Consider the following 25,194-nt stretch of genomic DNA (forward strand, 5'->3'; position numbering starts at 1 on the left):
TCCATGAATTTCATCTGAAATGACCGATTTCAAGGACAATGCACCCTTTAAGATAAAAAGAAAAGTCAGTAGACTCGAGTTCCTACTGACTTCTTTGTTGAATTCGTTTGGATTATGCAGCCAAAACTTTGCGTCCTTTACGACGACGAGCTGCCAATACGCGACGACCGTTTTTAGTTGACATACGGTTACGGAATCCGTGTTTGCGCGCACGACGAAGTTTACTTGGTTGATAAGTACGTTTCACGATGAATACCTCCTCATAGATTTTGTATTCGTTTAGCCGGCTATAAAGTGATCAGTTACTAAACATACTTTACTATTCTATCTGATTCTGACCTATTTGTCAATAGCTCTAAGGAAATGTTTCCTGCTTTTCCCTATGAAAGCCTTATCTACGATACTGACTCAAGAAACGTGTCATCTTTTCTTGGATTTGCGCTAATTCGTCCACACGAGGAAGGTAAACGATACGGAAATGGTCTGGTTCCTTCCAGTTAAAACCACGACCATGAACCAAGAGAACCTTTTCCTGCTTCAAGAAATCAAGAACGAACTGTTCATCATCATCAATGCGGTACATATTACGGTCAATTTTAGGGAAGATATAAAGACCCGCCTTAGGCTTGACTGCAGATAAACCTGGAATATCTTGAATGGCATTATAGATAAAGTTTCTTTGCTCGTAAATCCGTCCACCAGGGAGGAGCAATTCATCCACTGACTGGTGCCCACCTAGTGATGTTTGTACGACTTGCTGGGCCAAAACGTTGGAGCAAAGGCGCATATTTGACAGCATATTGAGCCCTTCGATATAACCCTTGACATGGTGCTTAGGACCAGACAAGACCATCCAGCCTACACGAAAACCAGCGATACGGTGAGATTTTGACAGACCATTCATGCTGACACAGAAAACATCAGGTGCCAAGCTCGCCACAGGCGTATGCACATGCCCATCCATCACCATGCGGTCATAAATCTCATCCGCAAAGATAATCAAATCGTTTTGACGAGCAATCTCAATAATCTCCAACAAGAGTTCCTTAGGATAAAGGGCTCCAGTTGGGTTGTTCGGATTGATAAGGACGATTGCCTTGGTATTGGAAGTAATTTTTGACTTAATATCGTCAATATCTGGGTACCATTCTGCAGCCTCATCACAGATATAGTGAACGGCATTTCCCCCAGCTAGGCTGACCGCGGCTGTCCAGAGAGGATAGTCTGGCATAGGCACCAAGACCTCATCGCCATTATCCAAAAGCCCTTGCATGGACATAACAATCAGCTCACTGACACCATTTCCAAGGTAGATATCATCAATGTCCACATTAGGGAATTTCTTCAGTTGGCAATACTGCATGATAGCCTTACGCGCTGAAAAAATACCCTTGGAATCAGAGTACCCTTCACTATCACGCGCATTCATAATCAAGTCATGAATGACCTCATCTGGCGCTGTAAAGCCAAATTCTGCTGGATTTCCTGTATTCAGACGTAAAATCTTTTCTCCGTTTGCTCGCATCCGCATAGCTTCTTCCAAAACAGGGCCACGGATATCATAAGCAACATGCTCTAACTTACTAGACTTATTATATTCTTTCATCTTGTTTCCTCAATTCATCGAGATAGTAACATTATACCACTAGAAAGGGATTGCGACAAGTTTCCTGAAATGAGCAAGCAAAGAAAAAAAATCACAACGACTAGGTTCTCACCGTCTAAACAACTAGAATACAGAAGTATTTTCTCACATACCAAAAGACAAACCTAGAAAGATCAGCGCTATAAAAGAGTCATACAAAAGATTAAACATGAGAAAGAGGCCCCACGTGACCAAATAGTCCAAGCGACCACTTCTCTTTGCAATCACAAATAAAATGATGTCGTAGACTAGGTGAAAGAGAAGAAATCCAATAAAACCTGGATAGAGAACGGACACGACTCTCTCCAGTTGCCAAAGCATCACTACTTCTCCTACAAGCGACGAAAGGATAATTCCATGATAAAGAAAACTTATTTTTTTAGAAGCTTGAACAGTTCCTTTCATACTTTCTCATCCCCTTTACTGTGTTTCCTACTAGCTCGTTTTCTTTTATTGTAACATATCTCCACCAAATCGAATCTCCGATAATATTTATTTAAATATGATTTTTACTTTACTTCTTTAGTGAAAAGGGTTACAATAACAGTAAGAAAATTTCAGGAGGTTTCATTATGGCACAACGTTACCAAAATGTTATGGTCGCAATTGATGGTTCTAAAGAAGCGGACTTGGCTTTCGTTAAAGGTGTTTACACTGCTCTACGCAACGAATCCAAGCTCACCATTGCCCATGTTATTGACACACGCGCTCTTCAAAGCGTGTCTACCTTTGATGCTGAAGTTTACGAAGAACTCCAAGTCGACGCTGAAAGTCTGATGAAGGAGTACGAAAAGCGCGCAAGAGATGCTGGCGTAACCGATATTCACATCGTCATCGAAATGGGAAATCCAAAAACCCTCCTTGCTCGTACTATTCCAGACGCAGAAAATGTTGACCTGATTCTCGTTGGTGCAACAGGGCTCAATGCCTTTGAACGCCTCTTGGTTGGCTCTTCATCTGAGTACATTCTCCGCCATGCAAAAGTCGATTTGCTGGTCGTGAGAGAAAGTGAAAAAACATTGTAATCATTAAAAAAGGGAGCCTCTGGCTCCTTTTTGTTTCTATTTTTTTCTTTCTTTATGTCGCTCATAAGCTTTAAACTGACGTTGTAGTTCCTGTCGGATGGCAGGTTCTGGAGCATATTTTTCTTCCCAGTCATCTGGCTTTAAAATCTTGTGTGTAACTGGGTCAAAATGAGCTTTTCCATCAGGGAAAACCTTCCCCATATTCGCTTCATGGACAATATCAAAAATGCGTTCTGGGTCTACTCCCATCAAAACAAAACTACCGTATGTAAAATACAGTGTGTCAATCAAAGCATCCACTTGACCGACCAAGTTTTGCTTAGCAGGTGTCTTTTTCGCCACTTTCTCTGCCGCTTTATCAAGTGCCTCATGCATGCTTGCAAGGGAGTCTTGGAATTCTTCCTCCGAAGAACTTGCTGCGCGAACAAACTCTACTAATTCTTCAATTTTAAAGTCTGCGCGGTGGGTTGCACCTTCAACATCCCATGCCTGTGGCTCTTCTTGAGTTCGTTCATCCATCATGTGGTGGAAGGTCTTGACCTTATTAAAGTGGTAGTCTCGACTGACAAACACTTTTTCTGAAGCCAAAACACCAAAGTGCTCGAGCGCCTTGTGGATACCATCTTGTTGATTACTTGCCGTAATATGCTTGGCAACTTCTTTGACACTGCTACTGCCATTTCCCATAGCAACCGACATACCAACGCCCGCCAACATTTCCAGATCGTTGTCTGAATCACCAAAGGCCATGACTTGGTTGAGATCAAAACCATATTCTTTCCCGACTCGGCGAATGCCTTCTAGTTTGGAATTTCCTTGGTTAATGATATCTGCTGCAAAAGGATTGCTTCGAGTTAATTTCAAGTCGTCAAAATCACTTGCTACCTTCTCAGATTCTTCTGGCGTCATCAGCATCAAAACTTGATAAATGGGTTGATTAATCAAGTTAAGCAAGTCGTCTTCCTTTTGAGGAACTGCCTTGCTGACCATCCGATTAAAAGAGCGACTAACAGTTCTTGTCAGCACAGTCGGAATAAAACGACTAACCAGTTGAGAAAAGGACCCGAGACCAAATGACATAATTTTCGAACCAACAACGGCATGCTCGGTTCCAAGAGCGATTTCTTTACGCTCCTTTTTAGCGTAAGCAATCAGTTGACGCAGGCTTGACTTAGCAATCGGACTCGCAAAGAGCACCTTTTCTTTATTAAAAATGTATTGGCCATTGTAGGTCACCGCAAAGTCTAGGTCTAAGTCTTCCATCAATTCCTTGACAAAAAACGGCCCTCGTCCTGTCGCTACTCCAACAAGCACTCCTTGCTCTTTGACAATCTTAATCGCGTCCTTAGTGGATTTCAAAACACTCTTGCGATCGTTGACTAGCGTTCCATCGATATCAAAAAAAACAGCCTTGACTTCCATCCTGTCCCATTCTCCCCTTTTGTGTTACAATGATTATACCACATTTCAGAAAGAGTGACTAAATCATGCCTAAGAAAATCCTTGTTTTACATACAGGTGGGACTATTTCCATGCAAGCAGACGCCACTGGTGCCGTTGTAACTAGTCAGGACAATCCCATGAACCATGTGTCCAATCCTCTTGAAGGGATTGAGGTTCATGCCCTAGACTTTTTTAATCTTCCAAGCCCTCATATCAAACCCAAGCATATGCTTGCACTCTATCATAAGATTAAAGAGGAAGCTGATAACTACGATGGAGTTGTCATCACACATGGTACAGATACCTTAGAAGAAACAGCTTACTTCCTTGATACCATGAAAATCCCGCCCATCCCCATCGTTCTAACAGGGGCCATGCGTAGTTCAAACGAACTTGGTAGCGATGGTGTTTATAACTATCTGAGCGCTTTGCGAGTTGCCAGCGATGACAAAGCAGCCGACAAGGGTGTGCTGGTCGTCATGAACGACGAGATCCACGCAGCCAAGTATGTTACCAAAACTCATACGACCAATGTCAGCACCTTTCAAACCCCAACACATGGACCACTTGGCCTCATCATGAAGCAAGAAATCCTCTACTTCAAAACGGCTGAACCTCGTGTCCGGTTTGATCTTGAGCATATTCAAGGTCTGGTTCCCATCATCTCAGCCTATGTAGGTATGACAGACGAGCTAATTGATATGTTAGACTTGGAACAGCTGGATGGCTTAGTCATTCAGGCCTTTGGAGCAGGCAATATTCCCAAAGAAACAGCTCAAAAGCTGGAAAATCTCCTCCAAAAAGGGATTCCAGTCGCCTTGGTCTCACGATGCTTTAATGGCATTGCTGAACCTGTCTACGCCTACCAAGGTGGAGGGGTACAGTTGCAACAAGCTGGTGTTTTCTTTGTCAAAGAACTCAACGCTCAAAAAGCGCGCCTCAAATTATTAATTGCCCTTAATGCTGGACTAAAAGGACAGGCTTTGAAAGACTATATGGAAGGATAAACCTCTTCTCTAGAACGCAAAATCAGGAAATCTTCGCGATTCCCTGATTTTTTCTATTTACGTTTTCGTGTAGAGCGACGTTCTGTCAAACCATGAGGCAAGAGAACTTCACGTTCTTCCAACTCTTCCTTATGCATAATCTTAGTCAACATACGCATGCTGATAGCACCTAGATCATAAAGAGGTTGGGCAACTGTCGTCAAGTTTGGACGAGTGAATCGTGCAATCTGAGAGTCATCTGTCGTAATGATTTCAAACTCTTCCGGCACAGATACGCCATGGTCAGCCAAACCATTCAACACACCTGCTGCCAATTCATCACCTGTTACAACTGCGGCTGTAGCTTGTGATGAAATCAAGCGTTCTGCCAAGGCATAACCATCGTCATAGCTGTATTTTGATTCAAAGACCAATCCCTCGCTATAAGAATGTCCTGCTTTTTTCAAGGCTTCCTTGTAACCGATCAAACGAACCTTGCCATTGATATCATCGACGAGTGGTCCACTCACAAAAGCAATTTTCTCATTTTCTTTGAGAAGGTAACTCACAGCATCAATCGTTGCTTGTTTGTAGTCGATATTGACACTTGGAAGTTGGTGTTCGACATCCACAGTACCAGCAAGAACAACCGGTGTCCGTGAACGAGAAAACTCTGAACGAATCTTTTCAGTCAAGTGATAGCCCATAAAGATAATCCCATCGACTTGTTTTGAAAAGAGAGTGTTAACCACTGAAACTTCCTTTTCATCATCCTCATCACTATTTGCAAGGACAATGTTATACTTGTACATTTCAGCAATGTCGTCAATCCCCTTAGCAAGCGTTGAGAAATAACCATTGGTAATGTTAGGAATCACAACTCCGACTGTCGTTGTTTTCTTACTAGCCAAACCACGAGCGACCGCATTTGGACGATAGTCCAAGCGTTCAATCACTTCGAGGACTTTTTTTCGAGTGTTCTCTTTAACATTCTTGTTGCCATTAACGACACGGCTAACTGTTGCCATTGAAACTCCTGCTTCACGGGCAACGTCATAAATCGTTACTGTATCATCTGTGTTCATTCCGTTTCCTTTCTATATTGAAAATTTCGCTTTCACGCATCTGCTTACTCCATTTTATCACTTATTGTAAACACTTTCAAGTATTTTTTAGAGAAACTTTGAAAAAATTTCACAGTTTATTCCCATTTTGAAAAAACAAGCAGAATTCCTTGATTTTTCAGCTTTTTTACTGTATGATAAGAAAAATAAAAGGAGGAAGGAAACATGGCTTTTACAAATACACAGAGACGTTCCGCCAGTTTTGGTGTTGTGACCAGTCTACCCGACGATGTTATCGACTCTTTATGGTTCATTATCGATCATTTTTTGAAAAATGTCTTTGAATTAGAAGAAGAACTTGAGTTTCAACTGCTCAACAATACGGGGACCATTACCTTCCATTTCTCTAGTCAAAACCTTCCGACTAGCATCGATTTTGATTTCAATCATCCTTTCGATCCCCTTTACCCTCCTAGGGTCCTTGTTTTAGACATGAATGGTAAAGAAACTATCCTCCTTCCTGAAGAAAATGACCTATTTTAAAAACTCTAGCTTCTTGGCGTAAACTGCTGAGGAACTAGAGTTTTCTTTTTCTAATAAATGGAGCGACTAACAACTAGACCATTGGGTTTTGTGTACTCTAAATCAAGGTAATCCTGATAAGTCCCTGGCACAATGAAACCTTGAGGACTCAATATATCAGTTCCAGCTTTTCCCACGATAGAGTCTGCCAGCAAAACACAATTGGTACTGAGAACAAAGTAGGTCTTAAACTCAGATGAGCTGAATTTATAGAGGGTCGCATCTGCTTCCTCTTTTAGTTGGTAAGAGTAGGTGTGCTTTACCTCTCCCTCTCTTCTTTTCATCAACTGCGAGCTTGGTTCCCAAGGAATTAACAGGTCTTCTATCTCCGATAAACGAGCTTGGATAGCTGTTTTCTGTTGGTCCGTCAAACTCAGACCGTAAGCAAACAAGGTCTTCTGACTTTCCCTCTTGCAGAGTTCAATGTATTTTTCCCGATTGGCCTTAAACAGAACACCGTCTCCGACCATGCCAAATAAACGCTCCGAGTGGGGATCATAGGAACCATAGGAAATAACTATCCCTTGATAACAAATATCCACATGTCCCATAGCAAGGAAGAAAGAGGTTTCTGAGGTATGGACAAAAATTTCCAGATCAACTGTTTGATCGTTTTTTCTTTCTGAATGAACTTCTCCTTCTTGACTTTCATGATTTGCCAGCCACTCATTTAGTTTGCGCAAGGTGCTGATAGGGATCAGCGCTGTCACAAAGATTGGCAGAGTCATTCGCATTCGTCGTTTCAGCTTGGGATTGTTTTCTATCCTTTCAAAAAAGAAACCGTCCCGGAGGCTACTGGCTCCTAGCATGAGCAAGTAAAATCCAAGCAAGAACAATTCAAAATTCGCTGCATCGTGAAACGGAGAGATGCTATAAAGACCGAATCCTATCATCCATACAGCATCGAAGAGATGATGGAGCCGAGGATGAATAGCATTTTTTCGATAGAGAGACCATGTCACAAGACTAATGATGCCCGTAAACAGCTGATAGCTCGCAATGATAAAGACCAAGAGATAGAGGGCAAGGTCTTGCAAGATGATAGAGTCAAACACCAGAGCCGCAACCACCAGCTTGCCCAAGGTTACAAAGATATTTTCCCGACGTTTTTTATCTTGAAACCAGCGAGTCAACAAGTGCCAAACTGCTGACAAGGAAAAGTAGCCCATCAGCAACTGGTACCCCATTCGCGGAATAACTTGTCCAAATCGGATCAAGAGAAGCCCTAAAACAATAGCAAGTAGTCCCTCCCCGATACTCTTCCACTTGCTATAGGTCTCGGAAAGCTTAGGCATTTCCTTGCTCCAACTGGTCAACCAAGTAACGAATTGGTTGCTTTAGGATTGGATGAATAAAATGGGGAGCTATTTCCACTAACGGCTCAAGAACAAAGAGGCGTTCTGCTATATAAGGATGAGGCAAGATGAGCTCGTCTGTATAGATGACTTGGTCCTCCACAAAGAGCAAGTCCAAATCAATCAAGCGAGGCCCCCAATGCACTTCTCTCACCCGTCCCATTTCTGACTCAATGGCTAATAATGTTTGTAACAAGACTGGTGCTGGTAGCCAGGTTTCTACTTCAATCACCTGATTGGCAAAGCTATCTTGTTCCACACCACCCCAAGGCTTTGTCGCCAAGACACTGGACTCTTTGAGAATATGGATACCTCGAGCTCGCAGTTTGTCAATAGCTTGTTCCAAGTTTGCTTGCTTATCCCCCATATTGCTTCCCAGAGCGATAAAGGCCCGTTGTTTGCGACGGCGAATGGTCACCGAGCAGGTATCCAATGGTAAATGCACTGGAGCCCATGGTTTTTTTAGTTTCAACTCAATCTCTTGGACAAGAGGATAAGTCTCAAAGGTACGTTCAACTAGTTTGTAGGCTACCGTTTCAATCAAATCCTCAGTGCTTTCCTGAAACCAAGTCGTCCACTGCTGACACAATTCTCCGTAATGGACAGAAGCTGTCAAATCCAATTCTGTTGCCGCCTGGGTCATATCATAAGATAAGCTTGCGGAAATAACAAACTTCTGCCCCAATTCCTTCTCACTAGGGAAAAGACCATGATAGGCAAAAATTTCCAAATCTTTAATCTGCAGTTGATCCATAACTTGTCCTTTCTAGAAAAATCCGCCCAAAGCGGATTCTTTTTATAGTCCCATTAAACGATAAGCCTGATCTCTTAGGTCCTTATCTGTTTCAAATAGACCACGAGCTACTGTCGTCAAGGTTGCCGTTCCTGGCTTTCTGACACCACGCATGCTCATACACATATGTTCCGCCTCAATGACAACAAAGGCTCCCTTGGCCCCCAGATAGTCCATCAAGGCATCGGCCACTTCAATATTCAACCGTTCTTGAATCTGTGGTTTTTTAGAATAAACTTCAACCGTACGAGCTAGCTTGGACAAGCCTGCTACACGTCCATCTGGAATGTAGGCAATGTGCGCTCTCCCATAAAATGGCAAGAAGTGGTGCTCACACATAGTATGGAAAAAAATATCCTTTTCCACTACCATATTGTCATCAATAATCTCAAAGGATTTTGACAGGTGTTCCTCAGCAGTTTGGCCAAGACCTGAAAAAATCTCTTGGTACATACGGGCTACGCGAGCAGGTGTTTCCTGCAAGCCCTCGCGGTTAGCATCCTCACCGACAGCCTCGATAATCATTTTTACAGCCGTTTCAATCTTTTGTGTATCCATTCTCGTTCTTCCTCTCCATCAGATAGGCTCTCACTTGGCTCAAGAAATACAAGGAACCTGTGACAATCCTAACTGTTTGTTTCTCTTCATTTTTATTTGTCAATTTCTGCTCTAGAAAATCCTGCCAACTTTGGTAATTGAGATTTCTAGACTTGGCTGTCCCTTTCAACACGCTTTCATCCGTCGCCCGACTATCATCAAAATAAGTCAGAGTCAGCTGGCTATCCGGCACCGTTTCTAGCAAATCCAGCATATCCTTCAAAGCCTTGGTTTTAATACACGTAAAGAGGATTTCCTTATGATAATCCGCAAAGCGTTCTTGCAAGGTTGCTAATAAAGCCTTGATAGCATGAGGATTGTGGGCCCCATCCAAAAGCAACAAGGGGTCGCTAGACACGACCTCCAAACGCCCTGGCCATCTGGTCTCTTTCAAAGCTTGAGCAATTAAGTCATTACTTGCTAACTCTCGCCCAGTCTCCTGGCAATAAGTGTCTAGGAGGGCAAGCGCCATCCCCGCATTCTCTATCTGATGCAAGCCAAGCAGACCTGTTTGAAAACGACCTTGTCTGACAGAACTGGTATAATCAAAGATTTCGCCTGTCACCACACTCTTTTGGTAACTGACCTGATAATCTTTCCCATATCGTATTCTCGGTGCTTCTTTCCCTTCCGCAATGCGGTCAATAACAGCCAAGGCTTCTGAAGCAATGCGACCTGTCACCAAAGGAATGCCTTGTTTGATAATACCAGCCTTCTGTTCTGCTATGGCCTCTATAGTATCACCAAGTAGAGCTACATGGTCCAAGCCAATAGTCGTAATTCCTGTCAGGACGGGCTGACAGACATTGGTGCTATCCAGAAGTCCACCCATGCCGACTTCCATGATGGCCACATCAACTTTTTCAGCAGCAAAATAATCATAGGCTAGGGCAGTGATAATCTCAAACTCGGTCGTTCCTTGTAAAACAGCGCTCTTCTCCCCCTCAAGCAAAGACTCATAGTCTGCCATGAGAGCTTCTAGTCTAGCCTCGGGGATAGATTCCCCATTGATGCTAATCTGATCTGTATAATGAATGAGATAGGGCGAGCTGAACACCCCTACTCTCAGGCCTAGCTTTTCCAGCATCTCTTTCAAAAAAGCAATGGTCGAACCTTTACCATTTGTTCCGCCGATATGGATAACCTTGAGTTTGAGATGGGGATTGCCACGTAAAGCTAGGAGTTCTACCATTCGCTCCAAACCAAAATGTGGTTGGTCCGTCCGATAGTGGGCAATCCACTGATTGTTTTGAATTTCGTTCATCTTACTTATATTGTTTTAAATCTAGATTTTCTGCATCATCTGCCAAACGAATAGCGGAGGCAATTTCAACTGCCATCCTGTGACTGGCTACATCGTGCACGCGTACCACTTCCACACCCTGTCTCGCAGCGATACTGGTTACATGAGCCGAAGCTGTGTCTCGATTGCGGAAACCAAGTTCGGTCTCAGGATTAACTTCAAAGCCATTTTCTTCAAGGATATTGATGACAAACCGCTTACGCGACACTCCAAGAAAGATTGGATAGCCCTTCTGATGGAGTTTATCCAGATCCCGTAAAAGAAGCAAATTTTCTTTCTTGGTCAGACCAAAGCCGATTCCTGAATCCAACAGGATATTTTCTTGTGCGATTCCAGCTTCGTCCGCTCTCGATAGGGCTCTGTCAAAGAAAGCCTCCATCAAGTCTTCAATTGGCATTTTTTCAAAGTCAGCTAACTCTTTTTCTGTAAAGGTTTGACCAAAACCAAAATGAGGGAAGATGAGCGAGCTAGGGTGCTGAGGTCGCGCCATGACTGGATTAAACATAATGACTACTTTCGCACCAGCCTTAGCAACCACATCCGCCATTTTCTCATCACCCATAAGACCAGTGATATCATTAACTAGATTAGCACCAGCAGCCAAAGCAGCCTCTGCCACCTGGCTCTTCCAAGTATCGATAGAAATAAGGACATCATTTTCCTTACGAATTGCTTTAATCACTGGAACAACACGCTGGATTTCCTCTTCTATCTCAACATAGCTACTGCCCGGGCGAGGGCGAGTTGATTCTCCACCGATATCTAGCATGCTGGCTCCTTCTGCTATCAATTTACGAGCCTGCTGGAGTGCCTGCTCAAGAGCAAAAAATTGACCACCATCCGAAAAGGAATCTGGGGTTACATTGATAATTCCGCAAATAGCTGTCTTTGCATGATTTACTTTAGTTGACATAGGGTCACTCCTCAAGGTTTTTCACCACATTATTTCTCTATTTTACCATAAAAAGAAAAAGATGGATACGCAAGCATTCATCTTTTCCAAGTAGGCCAATGGTCTAGAATTATAGGCCCAGATTTCTACTAATCAATACTAATATAGCTATCAAACAAAAGGCTACACCATTGAGAATCATATGAAGCAAAATGGACATCTCCAAACGTTCTGTCTTATAGGCTGTCCAAGTTAGAACTGTTGACATCCCTCCATAAATAAGTACAGAAGGTAGATTGGTTGGAGTATGGAGTAAGGCAAAGACGATTGCACCAACAACAAAGCCAAGTTTTTCCTTACCTCGGAAGATTTTTTTAGGAATAATCCCACGACACAAAATTTCCTCACAAATCGGCGCAATCAAGACTAGTATGAAAAAAGTGGCAATCAAGGAACTATTTTCAACCAGACCGTTAATAGTTGATTGATTGCTAGTTGTCGTCTCATTCGTCATGCGAAGCAAAGCTGCACCAAACAAATTGTTAGCAAAAATCACTAGGTAACTCAACACCAAACGAGCCAAGTCTTTGGCCTTAAAAAAGGACAGATTAAAAGTAGCAAGTTGTGTTTTTCTAGCACCTAAAATAAAGACAGCCAAAATAACAATGGATAGGGCACCGACTAAGAGCCCTGACTGTAAAAGAGGAAATTGTTTAGAAGCTAGCCAAAAAGATAGCCCTAAAGGAACTTGCGCTAGAATTAAAGCCACTAAAAGGATGAGGACCCACATTCCTCTGTTCAAAATCTCTTGCCAAATTGTCTTATCTTTCATGATGTACCTCCTTATAAGAAAAAGGGGAGACTCCCCTTTTTCTATTATACCATTTATAGCGCCATACTGATATAGTTAAGGATAAACAAGGCATCCAAAATCCAAATCATTACGTGCACATCCTTGGCTTGACCTTTGACAACTTTTGTCAAGGTGTATGTCAAGAAACCAACAGCAATCCCTTGTGTGATAGAGTAGCTGAATCCCATAAAGATAGATGTGAAGAAAGCAGGAACCGCTTCAGCCATATCATCCCAAGGGATATTTTTCAAGTTAGAAAGCATCATGATTCCGACGATGATCAAAATTGGTGCTGTTGCAGCTGTCGGAACAATCGCTAGAAGTGGGCTAAAGAAGCTAGATAGAGCAAAACAGATTGCAACCACTAGGGCTGTCAACCCAGTACGTCCACCAGCGCCAATACCCGCCGCAGACTCAACATAGGTTGTAACGTTTGAAGTACCTGCAATGGCACCTACTGAAGTTGCCACCAAGTCAGAGTAAAGAGCCTTGTCCAATTTAGCGGACTCATGGTTTTCCCCACTTGTCGCAACGATACCAACTTTTTCACCAGTACCGATAAGAGTACCGATTGTATCAAAAATATCTGTTAGTGAGAAGGCAAGAATAGCCATCAAGGTTTCTGGTAAACGTGAAGTGTTTGAAATCAAAGATCCTAAACCTTCTGAACCAAGAGCGGCACCAAACAAAGTTCCTAAATCATTAACCGCTGATGAAAGATTGTTGCTAGCAAAGTCAATCCCTGATAATTTGACAACACCAACAGCAATGGCAAGGACAGTCGTTGTTAAAATAGAGAGAATGATTCCGCCTTTGATGCCTTTAACAACAAAGAAGATGGTAATAGCCAGACCTGCAAGAGCCACCAATACTGCTGGAGTATTGAAGTCTACCAATCCTGGAACAGCTGCTGAGTTTGCAGTAAGTGCAGCTTGAGCCTTGTCCGCTCCTTCACCTGCTACCGTATAAGTACCTGGATCGATTGAGAATTTCAAGAGACCAGCATTCTTAATTCCAACATAGGCAAGGAAAACACCAATACCAGCCGAAATAGCTGAACGAAGTGTTGTAGGAATAGACTCAATGATCATTTTACGAACATTTGTTAAGGTAATAATCAGTGAAATAATTCCACAAATGAAGACCATACCAAGAGCTTCTTTCCAAGTATAGCCCATCCCAAATACAACTGTAAATGTGAAGAAGGCATTTAGTCCCATACCTGGTGCTTGTGCGTATGGCAAATTAGCATAGAAAGCCATCATCAAGGTACCGACTACAGAACCGATAATCGTTGCCAAGAACACACCTTGAACAGGCATACCCGTTTGGGAAAGCATTTGAGGGTTTACAAAGAGAATATAACTCATTGCAAAGAATGTTGTTAAACCAGCAAGCACCTCTGTACGGACATCTGTCCCGTGCTCTTTTAGTTTAAATAGTTTGTCCATTTTTAATCTCCTTTTGTTTTTTACGAACAATATTAGTATTATATCATTTATCATTCACCTTTTCAATATATTTGTTTGATTTATTTAATAAATCAAAGCAACTGTAGTTTTTGTTCTTATCTGCTTTTCTTCCTTCTTTTTGATATAATAGAAGACATCTTATCTGGAAACGACTAGGAAGGTTTATATGACTAAAAAAATTATCGCAGTCGATTTGGACGGAACCCTGCTGAATAGTGAAAGCAAGCTCTCCGATTTCACCAAAGAGACGATCAAAAAAATTTCAGAAAAAGGGCACCATGTCATCATCACGACAGGCCGTCCGTATCGTATGGCAAAAGATTTCTACCGTGAACTAGAATTGCATACTCCCATGATTAACTTTAATGGTTCTCTTACCCATCTACCAGGACAGACTTGGGCGCATGAAAAGTGCTTGACCTTGGATAAAAAATACCTTTTGGACATGGTCCAACGCAAAGAGGATATCCAAGCTGACTTTATTGCTGGAGAATACCGTAAGAAATTCTACATTACAGCTCCTAATAAAGAAATCGCAGATCCAAAATTATTTGGTGTGGAAAATTTCCAACCAGAAAATCAATTCAAGCCTGAACTGGTGACCAAGGACCCCAACTGCATCCTCTTGCAAACAAGAGCTGAGGATAAATACGCTCTGGCAGACGAGATGAATCGTTTTTATCAACACCAACTATCCATCAATACTTGGGGAGGCCCCCTCAACATCCTCGAGTGTACTCCCAAAGGGGTAAACAAGGCCTTTGCTCTAGAGTACTTGCTCAATGTGATGAATCGTGATAAAAAAGACTTAATCGCCTTTGGTGATGAGCATAATGACACTGAAATGTTGGCATTTGCAGGCAAGGGATATGCTATGAAAAACGCCAATCCGGACTTGCTTCCCTATGCAGACGAACAACTTCCTCTGACCAACGAAGAAGATGGAGTTGCCCACGCTTTACAAAATTTATTCCTATAAAAGGGAAGATTGCATGGTCGCAATCTTTCCTTTTTGTTTTCATTCTGTTTTCACAAAAGCACCTCGTTTTCTGTATTTTTATATTAAATTTTCTATTACCATTTTCATTTATCTCTCAAAAACATTGATATATTAATATTTTTAAAAAGTCATTCTATGAAAACTTTTACATCTTTTTAGAAAAAGTAGTTGATTTTTATATGAAAACGGTTTATACTTAAAGTTAGGCTTAAAGTTTTCTTAAACATACAGTCAAACATTTTATAAGGAGGAATGACAATAATGAGTATCGGAATCATTATTGCGAGCCACGGCGAATTTGCTGCGGGTATTCATCAGTCAGGATCTATGATCTTTGGTGAACAAGAAAAGGTTCAAGTTGTAACCTTTATGCCAAATGAAGGTCCAGATGACCTTTACGCTAAATTCAACAACGCTGTGGCTGCATTTGACGCAGAAGATGAGGTTCTAGTATTGGCTGACCTTTGGAGTGGATCTCCATTCAACCAAGCTAGCCGCGTAATGGGAGAAAATCCAGAACGTAAGTTTGCCATCATCACAGGACTGAACTTGCCGATGTTGATCCAAGCCTACACAGAGCGCCTTATGGACGCGAATGCAGGTGTGGATAAAGTCGCTGCGAATATCATTAAAGAAGCCAAAGATGGCATCAAGGCTCTTCCAGAAGAGCTTAACCCAGTTGAGGAAGTTGCAACTACTGCAGCTGCTCCAGTTGCCCAAGCTGCTATTCCAGAAGGAACAGTTATCGGTGACGGTAAACTGAAAATCAACCTTGCTCGTCTAGACACTCGTCTCCTTCACGGTCAGGTTGCCACTGCTTGGACTCCAGATTCAAAAGCGGATCGTATTATCGTTGCTTCAGACAACGTTGCAAACGACGATTTGCGTAAAGAATTGATCAAACAAGCAGCTCCAAACGGAGTAAAAGCCAACGTTGTCCCAATTCAAAAATTGATCGACGTTGCAAAAGACCCACGTTTCGGCGAAACTCATGCCCTTATCTTGTTTGAAACTCCACAAGATGCACTTCGTGCTATCGAAGGTGGCGTACCAATCAAGACCCTTAACGTTGGTTCTATGGCTCACTCAACAGGTAAAACAATGATCAACAACGTTTTGTCTATGGACAAAGAAGACGTTGCAACCTTTGAAAAAATGCGTGACCTCGGTGTTGAATTTGACGTACGTAAAGTACCAAACGACACGAAAAAAGATTTGTTTGACTTGATTAAGAAAGCAAACGTTCAATAATGTTAATCTGTTTCGAGCATTTTTGAAAACAGGATTAAATACTTTATTAAAACTAAATAGAAAAGGAATAAAACCATGTCAGATATTTCAATCATTTCTGCTATCTTGGTTGTAGTTGTTGCCTTCCTTGCAGGTCTTGAAGGTATCCTCGACCAATTCCAATTCCATCAACCAATCGTCGCATGTACCCTTATCGGACTTGCAACTGGTAACCTCGAAGCAGGTGTTATGCTTGGTGGATCTCTTCAAATGATCGCCCTTGGTTGGGCAAACATCGGAGCTGCCGTAGCTCCTGACGCTGCTCTTGCATCTGTTGCTGCAGCAATCATCTTGATCAAAGGTGGAAACTTTACTACTGAAGGTATCGCTGTTGCAACTGCAACAGCTATCCCTATTGCCGTAGCTGGACTTTTCTTGACAATGATTGTTCGTACAATCTCAGTTGTCTTGGTTCACTCAGCTGATGCTGCTGCTAAAGACGCAAACTTTGCTGCCGTTGAACGCGCTCACTACTTTGCTCTTGTTCTTCAAGGTCTTCGTATCGCAATCCCTGCAGCCTTCCTTATCGCTATCCCAGCTTCTGCTGTCCAAGATGCTCTTAAATTGATGCCAGAATGGTTGAACGGTGGTATGGCTGTCGGTGGTGCTATGGTCGTTGCCGTTGGTTACGCTATGGTTATCAACATGATGGCAACTCGTGAAGTATGGCCATTCTTCGCAATCGGTTTCGCTCTTGCAGCGATTTCACAATTGACTTTGATTGCCCTTGGTGTCATCGGTGTTGCCCTTGCCTTCATCTATCTTAACCTTTCTAAACAAGGTGGAAACGGTGGCGGAGGAGCTGCGACTTCTAACGACCCAATCGGTGATATCCTAGAAGACTACTAGAAAGGGGAACAATCATGGCTGAAAAAATTCAATTAACAAAATCAGATCGTCGAAAAGTTTGGTGGCGTTCACAATTCCTTCAAGGTTCTTGGAACTATGAGCGTATGCAAAACTTGGGTTGGGCTTACTCATTGATTCCAGCTATCAAAAAATTGTACACTACTAAAGAAGAACAAGCCGCTGCTCTTGAGCGTCACCTTGAGTTCTTCAACACTCACCCATACGTAGCTGCTCCTATCATGGGGGTTACGCTTGCACTTGAAGAAGAACGCGCTAACGGTGTTGAAATCGATGACGCGGCTATCCAAGGGGTTAAGATCGGTATGATGGGACCTCTTGCTGGTATCGGTGACCCAGTATTCTGGTTCACAGTTCGTCCTATCCTTGGTGCTCTTGGTGCATCACTCGCTGCAACTGGTAACATCGTTGGTCCCCTTCTCTTCTTCTTTGGATGGAATATAATCCGTATGGCCTTCCTATTGCAAACACAAGAGTTTGGTTACAGGGCTGGATCTGAAATCACTAAAGACATGTCTGGTGGTATCTTGAAAGACATCACTAAAGGGGCATCTATCCTTGGTATGTTCATCCTTGCCGTTCTTGTACAACGTTGGGTATCTATCAACTTTACTGTGAACCTTCCAGGTAAACAATTGGCTGAAGGAGCTTACATCAACTTCCCAGAAGGTGCTGTTACTGGTGCTGAATTGAAAGGAATTCTTGCTGATGCACTTGGAGGATTGAGCCTAGATAAGATTCAACCACAAACCCTTCAAGGTCAGTTGAACTCATTGATCCCAGGATTGATGGGACTTCTCCTTACTTTCCTTTGCATGTCGTTGCTTAAGAAAAAAGTATCTCCAATCCTAATCATCCTTGCTCTCTTTGCAGTAGGTATCGCAGCTCGTTACTTCGGTATCATGTAAACCATCGAGAATATAAATAAAAAAGAATCAGGTAATAAACCTGATTCTTTTTGTGTATCAACTTTTTCTTCTAGTCAGATAATGCAAGCCTCCAATCACCACTGCTAGGATGGCTACATAGACGACTTGGGTAGTTTCTAAAGGCACAGACGCTCCTTGCAGGATAAAGGTATTGACAAGCAATCCAACAAGGGCTGCAAGGCTCAAAAGTATGAGCAAGACTAGTTTGTATCGATTAAATGGCAGACTGACCTTGGCAACTAGGCACAGACCATTGATTAAAGCTAGTAGGAAGCAAATAAATTTGACCTGACCAGGGACAGTGATAAAGAAGTTCGTCAAGAGTACACTAGCGACTAGAATGCCACCACCAATCGCAGCATTGGTCAAAATATCTCGCATAAAATGTGTGCTGACCTTTTCTTTATTGGACTCAAAAGTTAGAAAGAAGGATGGAATCCCAATCGTAATGGCTGAAATGATTGTAAACTGAATGGGGATAAAGGCAAATTCCAAACCAAATACCACACTCAAAATGGCAAACACGATGGAGAAGAAGGTCTTTGTCAGAAAGAGAGAGGCTACCTTTTGGATGTTATTGATGACCCGGCGACCTTCCATCAAGATATCATAAAATACCGCAAAATCATCGGTCAAAAAAACAATATTGGATACACTTTTGGCTGCGCTAGTAGCACCATTCATAGCAAAACTGATAGCTGCTTTCTTGAGAGCCAGAACATCATTGACCCCGTCACCACTCATGGCAACTGTCTTACCCGCATTTTGCAAAATAGATACCATCTTTTGCTTCTGTTCAGGTGTAACACGTCCAAAGATTTCGTGTTCCAAGACCACTCTTTCAAAATCTTGTTCACTCACCTTGGTCATATCAATCGCACGGGCTTCTTCCTTAAAACCTGCCTTACGAGCCACCCCATATACAGCTACATGATTATCACCACTGATAATCTTCACTTCAACACCTTGAGATTCGAAATAGTCAAAGGTTTCCTTGGTATTGTCCTTAATCTCATCTGACAAAACGACGTGGCCTAGTAGTTCCATATTAGCTGGACTCGTAATCTGGTCCTTGCTATGAGCGAGTGTTAAGATTCGAAAACCTTGCTGTTTCAGATGCTCATAGTAGGCATCCATCGGCTGGGTAAAGCCTAGAAATTCATAGGCTCCGAAGAAATAGGTCCCACCATCTTTTACTTGAACAAAGGAATACTTGTTTTTGCTTGAAAAGGCACCGACTTCTTGAACTTCCCACTTTTTCTCACAGGTTAAGTAAGTCTTCAGAGCTCGGGAAGTTGCATTTTCATCGTCAAAATAGGCTAGATAAGAAGACAGTTTCTCTTCTACATTAGCATCCATTTCTTGAACCTTCATATTACCAGTCGTGATGGTACCTGTCTTATCAAAACAAAGAACATCTACTCGCGCTAAAGTTTCCACACAGTATAGCTCCTGCACCAGAACCTTCTTTTTAGCCAGCTTCATGGCCGCTACTGCTAGAGAAACGCTGACTAAGAGAATCAAACCCTCTGGAATCATGCCGACCAAGGCGCCTGAACTTCCCAAGACAATCTCAACATAAGACCGTCCTAGACTAAAACCTCTTACATAGAGCAGAATGGCAACTGGCACCAGCAAGATGGAAACGATTTTTAAAATCTTATCCATGTAATCGCGTAGTTGAGAAGGGTATTTTTTAAATTCCTTGCTGGATTTTGCGAGTTTGTTAATATAGCTATCTGGACCCACAGCCGTTGCCGTAACCAGACAAGTACCGCTGACGACATTACTTCCGCTCATCAGCTTGTCACCAACTGTTTTAAAGACCGAATCACTCTCACCAGTCAGCAAGGACTCATCCACTTCAATATTCCCTTCAAGGACTTCCGCATCAACAGGTACCTGGTCTCCCAGATTGAGATGCAGGTACTCCCCTAAAACAATATCCTCCGGATCAATCTCGATCGTTTGACCATCTCGATTGACCCTGTACTTACTCTTACCAAGCAAACTCAGCTTTTCCAAAGCATTTTTTGAACGCACTTCTTGGAAAATACCGATGGCTGTATTGATAGCAATCACACCTAAAAAGAGCATATTTTCGAATCGCAAGGTTGTGGCTACTAGAACTGCCAGAGCCAAGTTCATGGCATTAAAAAAGGTAAAAATATTTGAAACGACAATTTCCTTGGTTGTTTTGTAGGGTTTAATGTCGCTGATGTTTCGTTGGCGATCCTTGATGTCTTGACTGCTTAAATACTTCATTTCTACTCCGATATCCTTTTGTACTACTATAATAACACATATCTTTTTCTCTGTCACTTAAAGACTCAAAATAAGAAGAATTCCCTTGGCAGGCATCATCTATCGCCACTTTAAGAAGGACTTAAAAAGAGGCTAGGATTTTCCTAACCTCTTTTCTCTATGCTTTATTCTGCCAAGGCTCCCATTGGATCCCATGGTGCAAGTACGATTGGTTCTGCTTCATAGGCAGCTTGTTCTTCTGCTGTCAGCAATTCTTTGCGGACAACAATTTGATAGGTGTATTCGTCCATCCAAGCGTCTGAGGCAACAAAGTAACCATCTGCACCGACCTTGTCTCCCCATGAGTTTTCAACTTTCCACTTGGTTGACTTGCCATTTTCGTCCAAGTCCACACCTGTCAAGACCATGGCGTGGGTCATCAAGCTTTCGCTATAATCCAAACGTCCAGCCTTGTCTTGAGTGAGTTGGATATCCATGCTTGATTCAAAATCATAAACATCTGTCGCAAGGATTCCTGCTTTGCGGTTGCTGAGCTGGCCGACATCTGAACCAAACCAAACAGTTTCTCCTGTTTGCATTTGGGCAATCGCCAATTCTTTCAAGCGCTCCATTGGAACGTTGATGTAGCGAACTGCACGGCTACCAACCACATTCCCCAACATCTCAACTGTGTAAGATTTGCCGTAAGGCTTGTCAGCAGTTGGGGCATTGATAACAGAAACATAGTCCTCTAGAGGAAGATTGACATATTTCTTGTAAAATTCCTGTGGTGTGATTCCTTTTTCACTTTGGTAATTGTCATCCTTATCACGATAAGCAAAGTCAAATTTACGTGGTGGAAGTCCTAGTGACATAGCAAGGAAGTTAAAGATTTCTTGCAAGAGGTCTTCTTTCTTAGCTTGAACAGTTGCTTGGTCTGCACCAGAAGCGAGCAAGTCACGTAAGATTTGGGCATCTTGGCGAAGCAATTTGTTAAGGATGGCATTGAGCTCACGGCTGCTGCTAGATGAAACAGACTCAGGATAAACAGACTTAGGAACGACACCGTATTTCTCAAAGAGGGCCACTACCATATCCCATTGACCACCATCTTGTTGTGGAGTTTGGAGTAGGAAGCTAACCTTACGGCTCGTCAATTCTTGGTCTGCAGTCGCAATGACTTGCTCCAAGAACCAGTTTGATTTCTCATACTTGTCCCAGAAGAAGGTGTGGGCTTGTGACAACTCAAAGTTTTCCAGTTTGTATTGAGAGATGAGTTTGTGGCGGAAGGTGTTGAGAGCTGCAAACATCCAGCAACGACCAGATGCTTTCTGGTTAGTAACCTTGTCCTTGGTCAAATCCAATGAGAAAACAGGTGTATTGTCTACATGGCTTTGGCGACGTTCTAGAGCTGCAAAAATCCCATTGTGGCTGGCAGCATTTTCGATCGCTTGGTATTTGACATTTGCTTCATAGTTAGCAAATAGTTTATCAGTAAATGATTCTTGAATTGCGTTCATAGATTCCTCCTTTTATTCTACTGTCTATTATAACTCTTTTCACAAAGGAAGCAACTGAAAAACGAAAAAGGTAAGGACATTCTCCTCACCTTTTCTAACATAATCCAAACTAAGCAATACTAGCAAGGAGCTCCTCTAACTCCTCCTTGGTCAAGCGACGCCATTCTCCTCGTTCTAAGTTCTCATCCAAGACTAAAGTTCCCATAGTCAAACGTTGTAGGTCCACCACTTCCTTGCCACAGTAGGCCACCATACGCTTGACCTGATGGAACTTCCCTTCAGCAATGGTCACACGAACCAGACTTTGATTCTTTACTGAATCTAACGACACAATCTCCAGCTTAGCTGGCTGGCAGGTAAAGTCCTTGAGCGGAATGCCCTTGGCAAATGTCTCCACATCTTCTTGGGTCATAATACCTTTGACTTGAGCCAGATAGGTTTTATCCACATGACGTTTTGGTGAAAGAAGAACATGGGCAAGCTGGCCGTCATTGGTCAAAAGCAGGAGGCCATGCGTGTCAATATCCAAGCGCCCTACTGGAAAAACTTCCTTGGTCCGAGCAATATCATCCAACAAGTCCAACACTGTTCTGTGTTTAGAATCCTCAGTCGCTGAAATGACTCCTTGGGGCTTGTTCATCATGTAGTAGACAAACTCTTCATACTCCAGCACTTGGCCATCAAAGCGAATCTCATCTCTTTCTTCATTAATCTGCAGTTTAGCTGACTTTTCTTTTTTACCATTTACCGTCACGCGTCCAGCCTTGAGCAAGTTTTTAACCTCCGTCCGACTCCCTACAGCGCAGGCAGCTAAAAATTTATCTAATCTCATAGAACTATTATATCATACTCAAAAGGAGGCTGGTACAATGACCAACCTCCTTTTCGTTTCATACTCTTCAAAAATCTCTTCAAACCGCGTCAACGTCCATCTGCAACCTCAAAACAGTGTTTTGAGCTGACTTCGTCAGTTCTATACACAACCTCAAAGCAGTGCTTTGAGCAGCCTGCGGCTAGTTTCCTAGTTTCTCTTTGATTTTCATTGAGTATCAGATTTAAGAAATTAACTTCCTCGTCTCCAGAAAATAGCTAAGACAACCATAGCACCTAAAACAGCTGGAACAATAGCTATCCCCGCTAGGTTTGGACCCCAAGTCCCAAAGAGCAGGTGCCCCAAAGAAGCACCAATCCAGCCGAGAAACATTTTCCCAAAGCATCCCATACTTTCTCCACGATTGGTCAAAGCACCTGCCAAGAGTCCCACTAGGAGACCAACAAACATACTTCCAAGCATAGCTTCTCCTTAAATTGCCCAGTCTCCATTGCGGAAGAGTGGTACACGTGTTCCATCCTCACGGATACCATCGATATCCATTTGACTCGAACCAATCATAAAGTCCACGTGAACATCTGAACGGTTCAGTCCTGCAGCTTCAAGCTCTTCTTCGCTCATCTCTGCCCCACCAACAACGCTGGTCGCATAAGCTGCACCGATAGCCAAGTGGTTTGAAGCATTTTCATCAAAAAGGGTATTAAAGAAAGTAATGCCTGACTGTGAAATTGGGCTTGGATCTGGTACCAAGGCACATTCACCCAAGGCACGCGCACCAGCATTTTCAAAGACAAGGTCTTTCATGACCTGATCACCCTTTTCAGCAGTAATGTCAACGATTTGTCCATCCTTGAAAGTTACTTTAATGCCTTCGATGATATTTCCGTTGTAGCTAAGTGGTTTTGTAGAGGTTACATAGCCATCTGCACGACGGAAGTCAGGAGCCGTAAAGACTTCTTCTGTCGGCATATTTGGCAAGAATCCTTCTCCCTGTGCATTGATAGCGCCAGCTGATTCCCAAACGTGATTCTTAGGCAAGCCAAGTGTCAAATCTGTCCCTGGCGCTGTGTAGTGAAGGGCTGAAAATTGCTCTTTATTAAGCATTTCTGCCTTGCTCTTAAGGATAGCAGCATGCTCTTCCCAAGCTTTAACAGGATCTTCTTCGTAGACACGGCAAGTTTTGAAGATTTGATCCCAAAGAAGATCAACTGCTTCTTCATCGCTCGTAGCATTTGGAAAGACTTTCTTAGCCCATTCAAGTCCAGCAGCGGCTGCTACAGTCCAGCTAACCTTGTTGGATTGAGTTGCGATGCGCATTGGCTTCATCGCGAGTCCCATAGCTTTGGCAGAAGCTGAAAGCTTGTCCGCATCCACTCCGTTCAAGGCACCTGGATCAGATGAACGAACTCCTAGACGGCTAGCCTTGTTTCCCAAGAGGTAGTTCATCTCAGCAATCTTGTATTCTGGTACATTGTCCAGACGCTCCATCGGCGCGTGGAGGAATTTCTCACGGTTAATCACATCATCTGTCCACTGAACGATAACCTCATGTGCACCCAGTGCATAGGCTTCTTTGACAATCAAGTGAGCCAACTCGCGTTGCTCCACATCGATAGAGAGAGCCAAGGTGTGACCCGGTTGCACATTCACACCGTTTGCAACCAAAAGCTTAGCGTATTTTTCTAGATTTTCTTTAAAATTTGGTAAAACCATTTGTGTTTCCCTTTTCTATTTTTATTTTTCTTTCAAAGCAGAAAATAATCCTGCCAAAGCAATAGCACCTGAAAGGAGTGCTGTCGATAGAATAATTGTTTCATCTGCCAGCTCTAGCTGATAGTCAAAAATCTTTTCAGCAGGTTTATCTTCCGCAAAGATTCTAAGTTTCATCTTGAACTCCTTAAAATATCTTAAAATAAATCACTATGACTACCTGTCCTAAGCAAGTTTAAAATCAATTCTTCCTTGTCTACTTTATAGACCAGGAGCCAATCCGCCTGGATATGACACTCACGAACTCCTTGAAAATGCTTAGATGCCGTTAATTGATGATCACGATATCTAGCAGGAAGTTCTTTTTCTTGAACCAGAAAATTCAAAACTTCTTCTAATAATTCTGCCCTCAAACCACGCTTCATAGCCAACTTAAAATCTTTTTTAAACTGTTTATGATAACGAATCTTAAGCACGCAAGTCCTCCATCAAGTCAGAGACTGATTCAAAGGATTGGCTCATATTACGATTTTGGTCTAAATCCGTTAATACTTGAAGCAACTTCCGATTCTCGTCTAGTCTAACATCAAAAGGCAAACCCTGATATTGAATTGCCTGACGAAGGAAAATATTGATTGCTGTTGTCATATCCATTCCTAAATGATTAAAAACCTGTTGGGCCTGCTCCTTAACCTCACTATCCAAACGAATACTCATGCTCGTCTTTGACATATTCCCACCTTCTTTCTATTTATTATTTTAACAAAAAAGAAGGCTTATGTAAATCTATTA

At 42.5% G+C, this 25,194-nt stretch carries 27 protein-coding genes; 7 read left to right on the forward strand and 20 right to left on the reverse strand.

Annotation, left to right across the window (positions count from 1 at the left end):
- Window positions 1-112: 112 nt before the first annotated feature.
- The 3 genes from rpmH to BWR56_RS08525 all read right to left on the reverse strand — a co-directional run bounded on the left by rpmH (window position 113) and on the right by BWR56_RS08525 (window position 2,050).
- The gene (gene rpmH / locus BWR56_RS08515; protein WP_000831905.1) at window positions 113-247 is read right to left on the reverse strand and encodes a 50S ribosomal protein L34; all 135 of its coding nucleotides are present in this window, start codon (window positions 245-247) and stop codon (window positions 113-115) included.
- A 144-nt stretch (window positions 248-391) separates the two neighbouring features.
- Window positions 392-1,606, reverse strand: a complete 1,215-nt coding sequence (locus BWR56_RS08520) for a pyridoxal phosphate-dependent aminotransferase (RefSeq protein ID WP_000666454.1) — start codon at window positions 1,604-1,606, stop codon at window positions 392-394.
- A gap of 144 nt (window positions 1,607-1,750) precedes the next feature.
- The gene (locus BWR56_RS08525; protein ID WP_049505199.1) at window positions 1,751-2,050 is read right to left on the reverse strand and encodes a hypothetical protein; all 300 of its coding nucleotides are present in this window, start codon (window positions 2,048-2,050) and stop codon (window positions 1,751-1,753) included.
- Between the two features lie 167 nt (window positions 2,051-2,217).
- Between BWR56_RS08525 and BWR56_RS08530 the strand changes: the two genes are divergently transcribed.
- Window positions 2,218-2,670, forward strand: a complete 453-nt coding sequence (locus tag BWR56_RS08530) for a universal stress protein (protein ID WP_000079162.1) — start codon at window positions 2,218-2,220, stop codon at window positions 2,668-2,670.
- A gap of 36 nt (window positions 2,671-2,706) precedes the next feature.
- Here BWR56_RS08530 and BWR56_RS08535 read toward each other — a convergent pair whose 3' ends face one another.
- Window positions 2,707-4,092, reverse strand: coding sequence for a Cof-type HAD-IIB family hydrolase (locus BWR56_RS08535; RefSeq protein ID WP_049505200.1), 1,386 nt, complete (start codon window positions 4,090-4,092; stop codon window positions 2,707-2,709).
- A gap of 65 nt (window positions 4,093-4,157) precedes the next feature.
- On the opposite strand from BWR56_RS08535, the gene BWR56_RS08540 reads away from it, so the two are divergent.
- Window positions 4,158-5,120 carry an asparaginase gene (locus BWR56_RS08540; RefSeq protein ID WP_049505201.1) on the forward strand — a complete coding sequence of 321 codons (963 nt, stop codon included), beginning with the start codon at window positions 4,158-4,160 and terminating at the stop codon, window positions 5,118-5,120.
- A 53-nt stretch (window positions 5,121-5,173) separates the two neighbouring features.
- Here BWR56_RS08540 and ccpA read toward each other — a convergent pair whose 3' ends face one another.
- Window positions 5,174-6,184: a catabolite control protein A gene (gene ccpA, locus BWR56_RS08545; protein WP_044020171.1), complete on the reverse strand. Its 1,011-nt coding sequence runs from the start codon at window positions 6,182-6,184 to the stop codon at window positions 5,174-5,176.
- 204 nt (window positions 6,185-6,388) lie between these two features.
- On the opposite strand from ccpA, the gene BWR56_RS08550 reads away from it, so the two are divergent.
- The gene (locus BWR56_RS08550; protein WP_049505202.1) at window positions 6,389-6,706 is read left to right on the forward strand and encodes a DUF960 domain-containing protein; all 318 of its coding nucleotides are present in this window, start codon (window positions 6,389-6,391) and stop codon (window positions 6,704-6,706) included.
- Between the two features lie 50 nt (window positions 6,707-6,756).
- Here the strand turns inward: BWR56_RS08550 and BWR56_RS08555 are convergent, their stop codons facing one another.
- The 7 genes from BWR56_RS08555 to BWR56_RS08585 form a co-directional block, all read right to left on the reverse strand.
- On the reverse strand, window positions 6,757-8,040 hold the full coding sequence (locus tag BWR56_RS08555; RefSeq protein WP_049505203.1) for a hypothetical protein: 1,284 nt from the start codon (window positions 8,038-8,040) through the stop codon (window positions 6,757-6,759).
- Entirely contained in the window at window positions 8,033-8,854 is an 822-nt protein-coding gene (gene folK, locus BWR56_RS08560; protein WP_076984809.1) for a 2-amino-4-hydroxy-6-hydroxymethyldihydropteridine diphosphokinase, read from the reverse strand. Before folK ends, BWR56_RS08555 begins: the two co-directional genes overlap by 8 nt.
- 42 nt (window positions 8,855-8,896) lie before the next feature.
- Window positions 8,897-9,451 (reverse strand): GTP cyclohydrolase I FolE, encoded by a 555-nt coding sequence (gene folE, locus BWR56_RS08565; RefSeq protein WP_000380931.1) that lies wholly within the window; start codon window positions 9,449-9,451, stop codon window positions 8,897-8,899.
- Window positions 9,432-10,754, reverse strand: a complete 1,323-nt coding sequence (locus BWR56_RS08570) for a bifunctional folylpolyglutamate synthase/dihydrofolate synthase (protein WP_076984810.1) — start codon at window positions 10,752-10,754, stop codon at window positions 9,432-9,434. The genes folE and BWR56_RS08570 overlap by 20 nt, the downstream gene beginning before the upstream one ends.
- 1 nt (window position 10,755) lies before the next feature.
- Window positions 10,756-11,706 carry a dihydropteroate synthase gene (folP, locus tag BWR56_RS08575; protein WP_076984811.1) on the reverse strand — a complete coding sequence of 317 codons (951 nt, stop codon included), beginning with the start codon at window positions 11,704-11,706 and terminating at the stop codon, window positions 10,756-10,758.
- 109 nt (window positions 11,707-11,815) lie between these two features.
- Window positions 11,816-12,517, reverse strand: coding sequence for a CPBP family intramembrane glutamic endopeptidase (locus tag BWR56_RS08580; RefSeq protein ID WP_076984812.1), 702 nt, complete (start codon window positions 12,515-12,517; stop codon window positions 11,816-11,818).
- A gap of 53 nt (window positions 12,518-12,570) precedes the next feature.
- Window positions 12,571-13,989 (reverse strand): NCS2 family permease, encoded by a 1,419-nt coding sequence (locus BWR56_RS08585; RefSeq protein WP_049520591.1) that lies wholly within the window; start codon window positions 13,987-13,989, stop codon window positions 12,571-12,573.
- 187 nt (window positions 13,990-14,176) lie between these two features.
- Here BWR56_RS08585 and BWR56_RS08590 point away from each other — a divergent pair, with 187 nt between their 5' ends.
- From BWR56_RS08590 to BWR56_RS08605, 4 genes are all read left to right on the forward strand, one after another.
- Window positions 14,177-14,989, forward strand: a complete 813-nt coding sequence (locus BWR56_RS08590; protein ID WP_076984813.1) for a Cof-type HAD-IIB family hydrolase — start codon at window positions 14,177-14,179, stop codon at window positions 14,987-14,989.
- A gap of 282 nt (window positions 14,990-15,271) precedes the next feature.
- A complete protein-coding gene (locus BWR56_RS08595) occupies window positions 15,272-16,261 on the forward strand; it encodes a PTS sugar transporter subunit IIB (RefSeq protein ID WP_076984814.1) in 990 nt (329 codons plus the stop codon).
- Between the two features lie 75 nt (window positions 16,262-16,336).
- Window positions 16,337-17,149, forward strand: a complete 813-nt coding sequence (locus BWR56_RS08600; RefSeq protein WP_076984815.1) for a PTS mannose/fructose/sorbose transporter subunit IIC — start codon at window positions 16,337-16,339, stop codon at window positions 17,147-17,149.
- Between the two features lie 14 nt (window positions 17,150-17,163).
- Entirely contained in the window at window positions 17,164-18,075 is a 912-nt protein-coding gene (locus tag BWR56_RS08605) for a PTS system mannose/fructose/sorbose family transporter subunit IID (protein WP_076984816.1), read from the forward strand.
- 57 nt (window positions 18,076-18,132) lie between these two features.
- On the opposite strand, the gene BWR56_RS08610 is transcribed toward BWR56_RS08605, so the two are convergent.
- From BWR56_RS08610 to BWR56_RS08650, 8 genes are all read right to left on the reverse strand, one after another.
- The gene (locus tag BWR56_RS08610) at window positions 18,133-20,361 is read right to left on the reverse strand and encodes an HAD-IC family P-type ATPase (RefSeq protein ID WP_076984817.1); all 2,229 of its coding nucleotides are present in this window, start codon (window positions 20,359-20,361) and stop codon (window positions 18,133-18,135) included.
- A 164-nt stretch (window positions 20,362-20,525) separates the two neighbouring features.
- Window positions 20,526-21,860 carry an aminopeptidase C gene (gene pepC / locus BWR56_RS08615; protein WP_076984818.1) on the reverse strand — a complete coding sequence of 445 codons (1,335 nt, stop codon included), beginning with the start codon at window positions 21,858-21,860 and terminating at the stop codon, window positions 20,526-20,528.
- A 109-nt stretch (window positions 21,861-21,969) separates the two neighbouring features.
- A complete protein-coding gene (locus tag BWR56_RS08625) occupies window positions 21,970-22,692 on the reverse strand; it encodes a pseudouridine synthase (RefSeq protein ID WP_076984819.1) in 723 nt (240 codons plus the stop codon).
- Between the two features lie 231 nt (window positions 22,693-22,923).
- Window positions 22,924-23,154, reverse strand: coding sequence for a GlsB/YeaQ/YmgE family stress response membrane protein (locus tag BWR56_RS08630; RefSeq protein ID WP_000901578.1), 231 nt, complete (start codon window positions 23,152-23,154; stop codon window positions 22,924-22,926).
- A 9-nt stretch (window positions 23,155-23,163) separates the two neighbouring features.
- Window positions 23,164-24,405, reverse strand: coding sequence for an aminopeptidase (locus BWR56_RS08635; protein WP_076984820.1), 1,242 nt, complete (start codon window positions 24,403-24,405; stop codon window positions 23,164-23,166).
- Window positions 24,406-24,426: 21 nt separating this feature from the next.
- Window positions 24,427-24,579: a hypothetical protein gene (locus BWR56_RS08640; RefSeq protein ID WP_000776613.1), complete on the reverse strand. Its 153-nt coding sequence runs from the start codon at window positions 24,577-24,579 to the stop codon at window positions 24,427-24,429.
- 20 nt (window positions 24,580-24,599) lie between these two features.
- Window positions 24,600-24,878, reverse strand: a complete 279-nt coding sequence (locus tag BWR56_RS08645; RefSeq protein ID WP_000913062.1) for a type II toxin-antitoxin system RelE/ParE family toxin — start codon at window positions 24,876-24,878, stop codon at window positions 24,600-24,602.
- Window positions 24,871-25,134, reverse strand: coding sequence for a type II toxin-antitoxin system RelB/DinJ family antitoxin (locus tag BWR56_RS08650; protein WP_000047858.1), 264 nt, complete (start codon window positions 25,132-25,134; stop codon window positions 24,871-24,873). The genes BWR56_RS08645 and BWR56_RS08650 overlap by 8 nt, the downstream gene beginning before the upstream one ends.
- Window positions 25,135-25,194 lie beyond the last annotated feature (60 nt).

The organism is Streptococcus oralis, from assembly GCF_001983955.1.
Lineage (GTDB): Bacteria > Bacillota > Bacilli > Lactobacillales > Streptococcaceae > Streptococcus > Streptococcus jiangnanensis.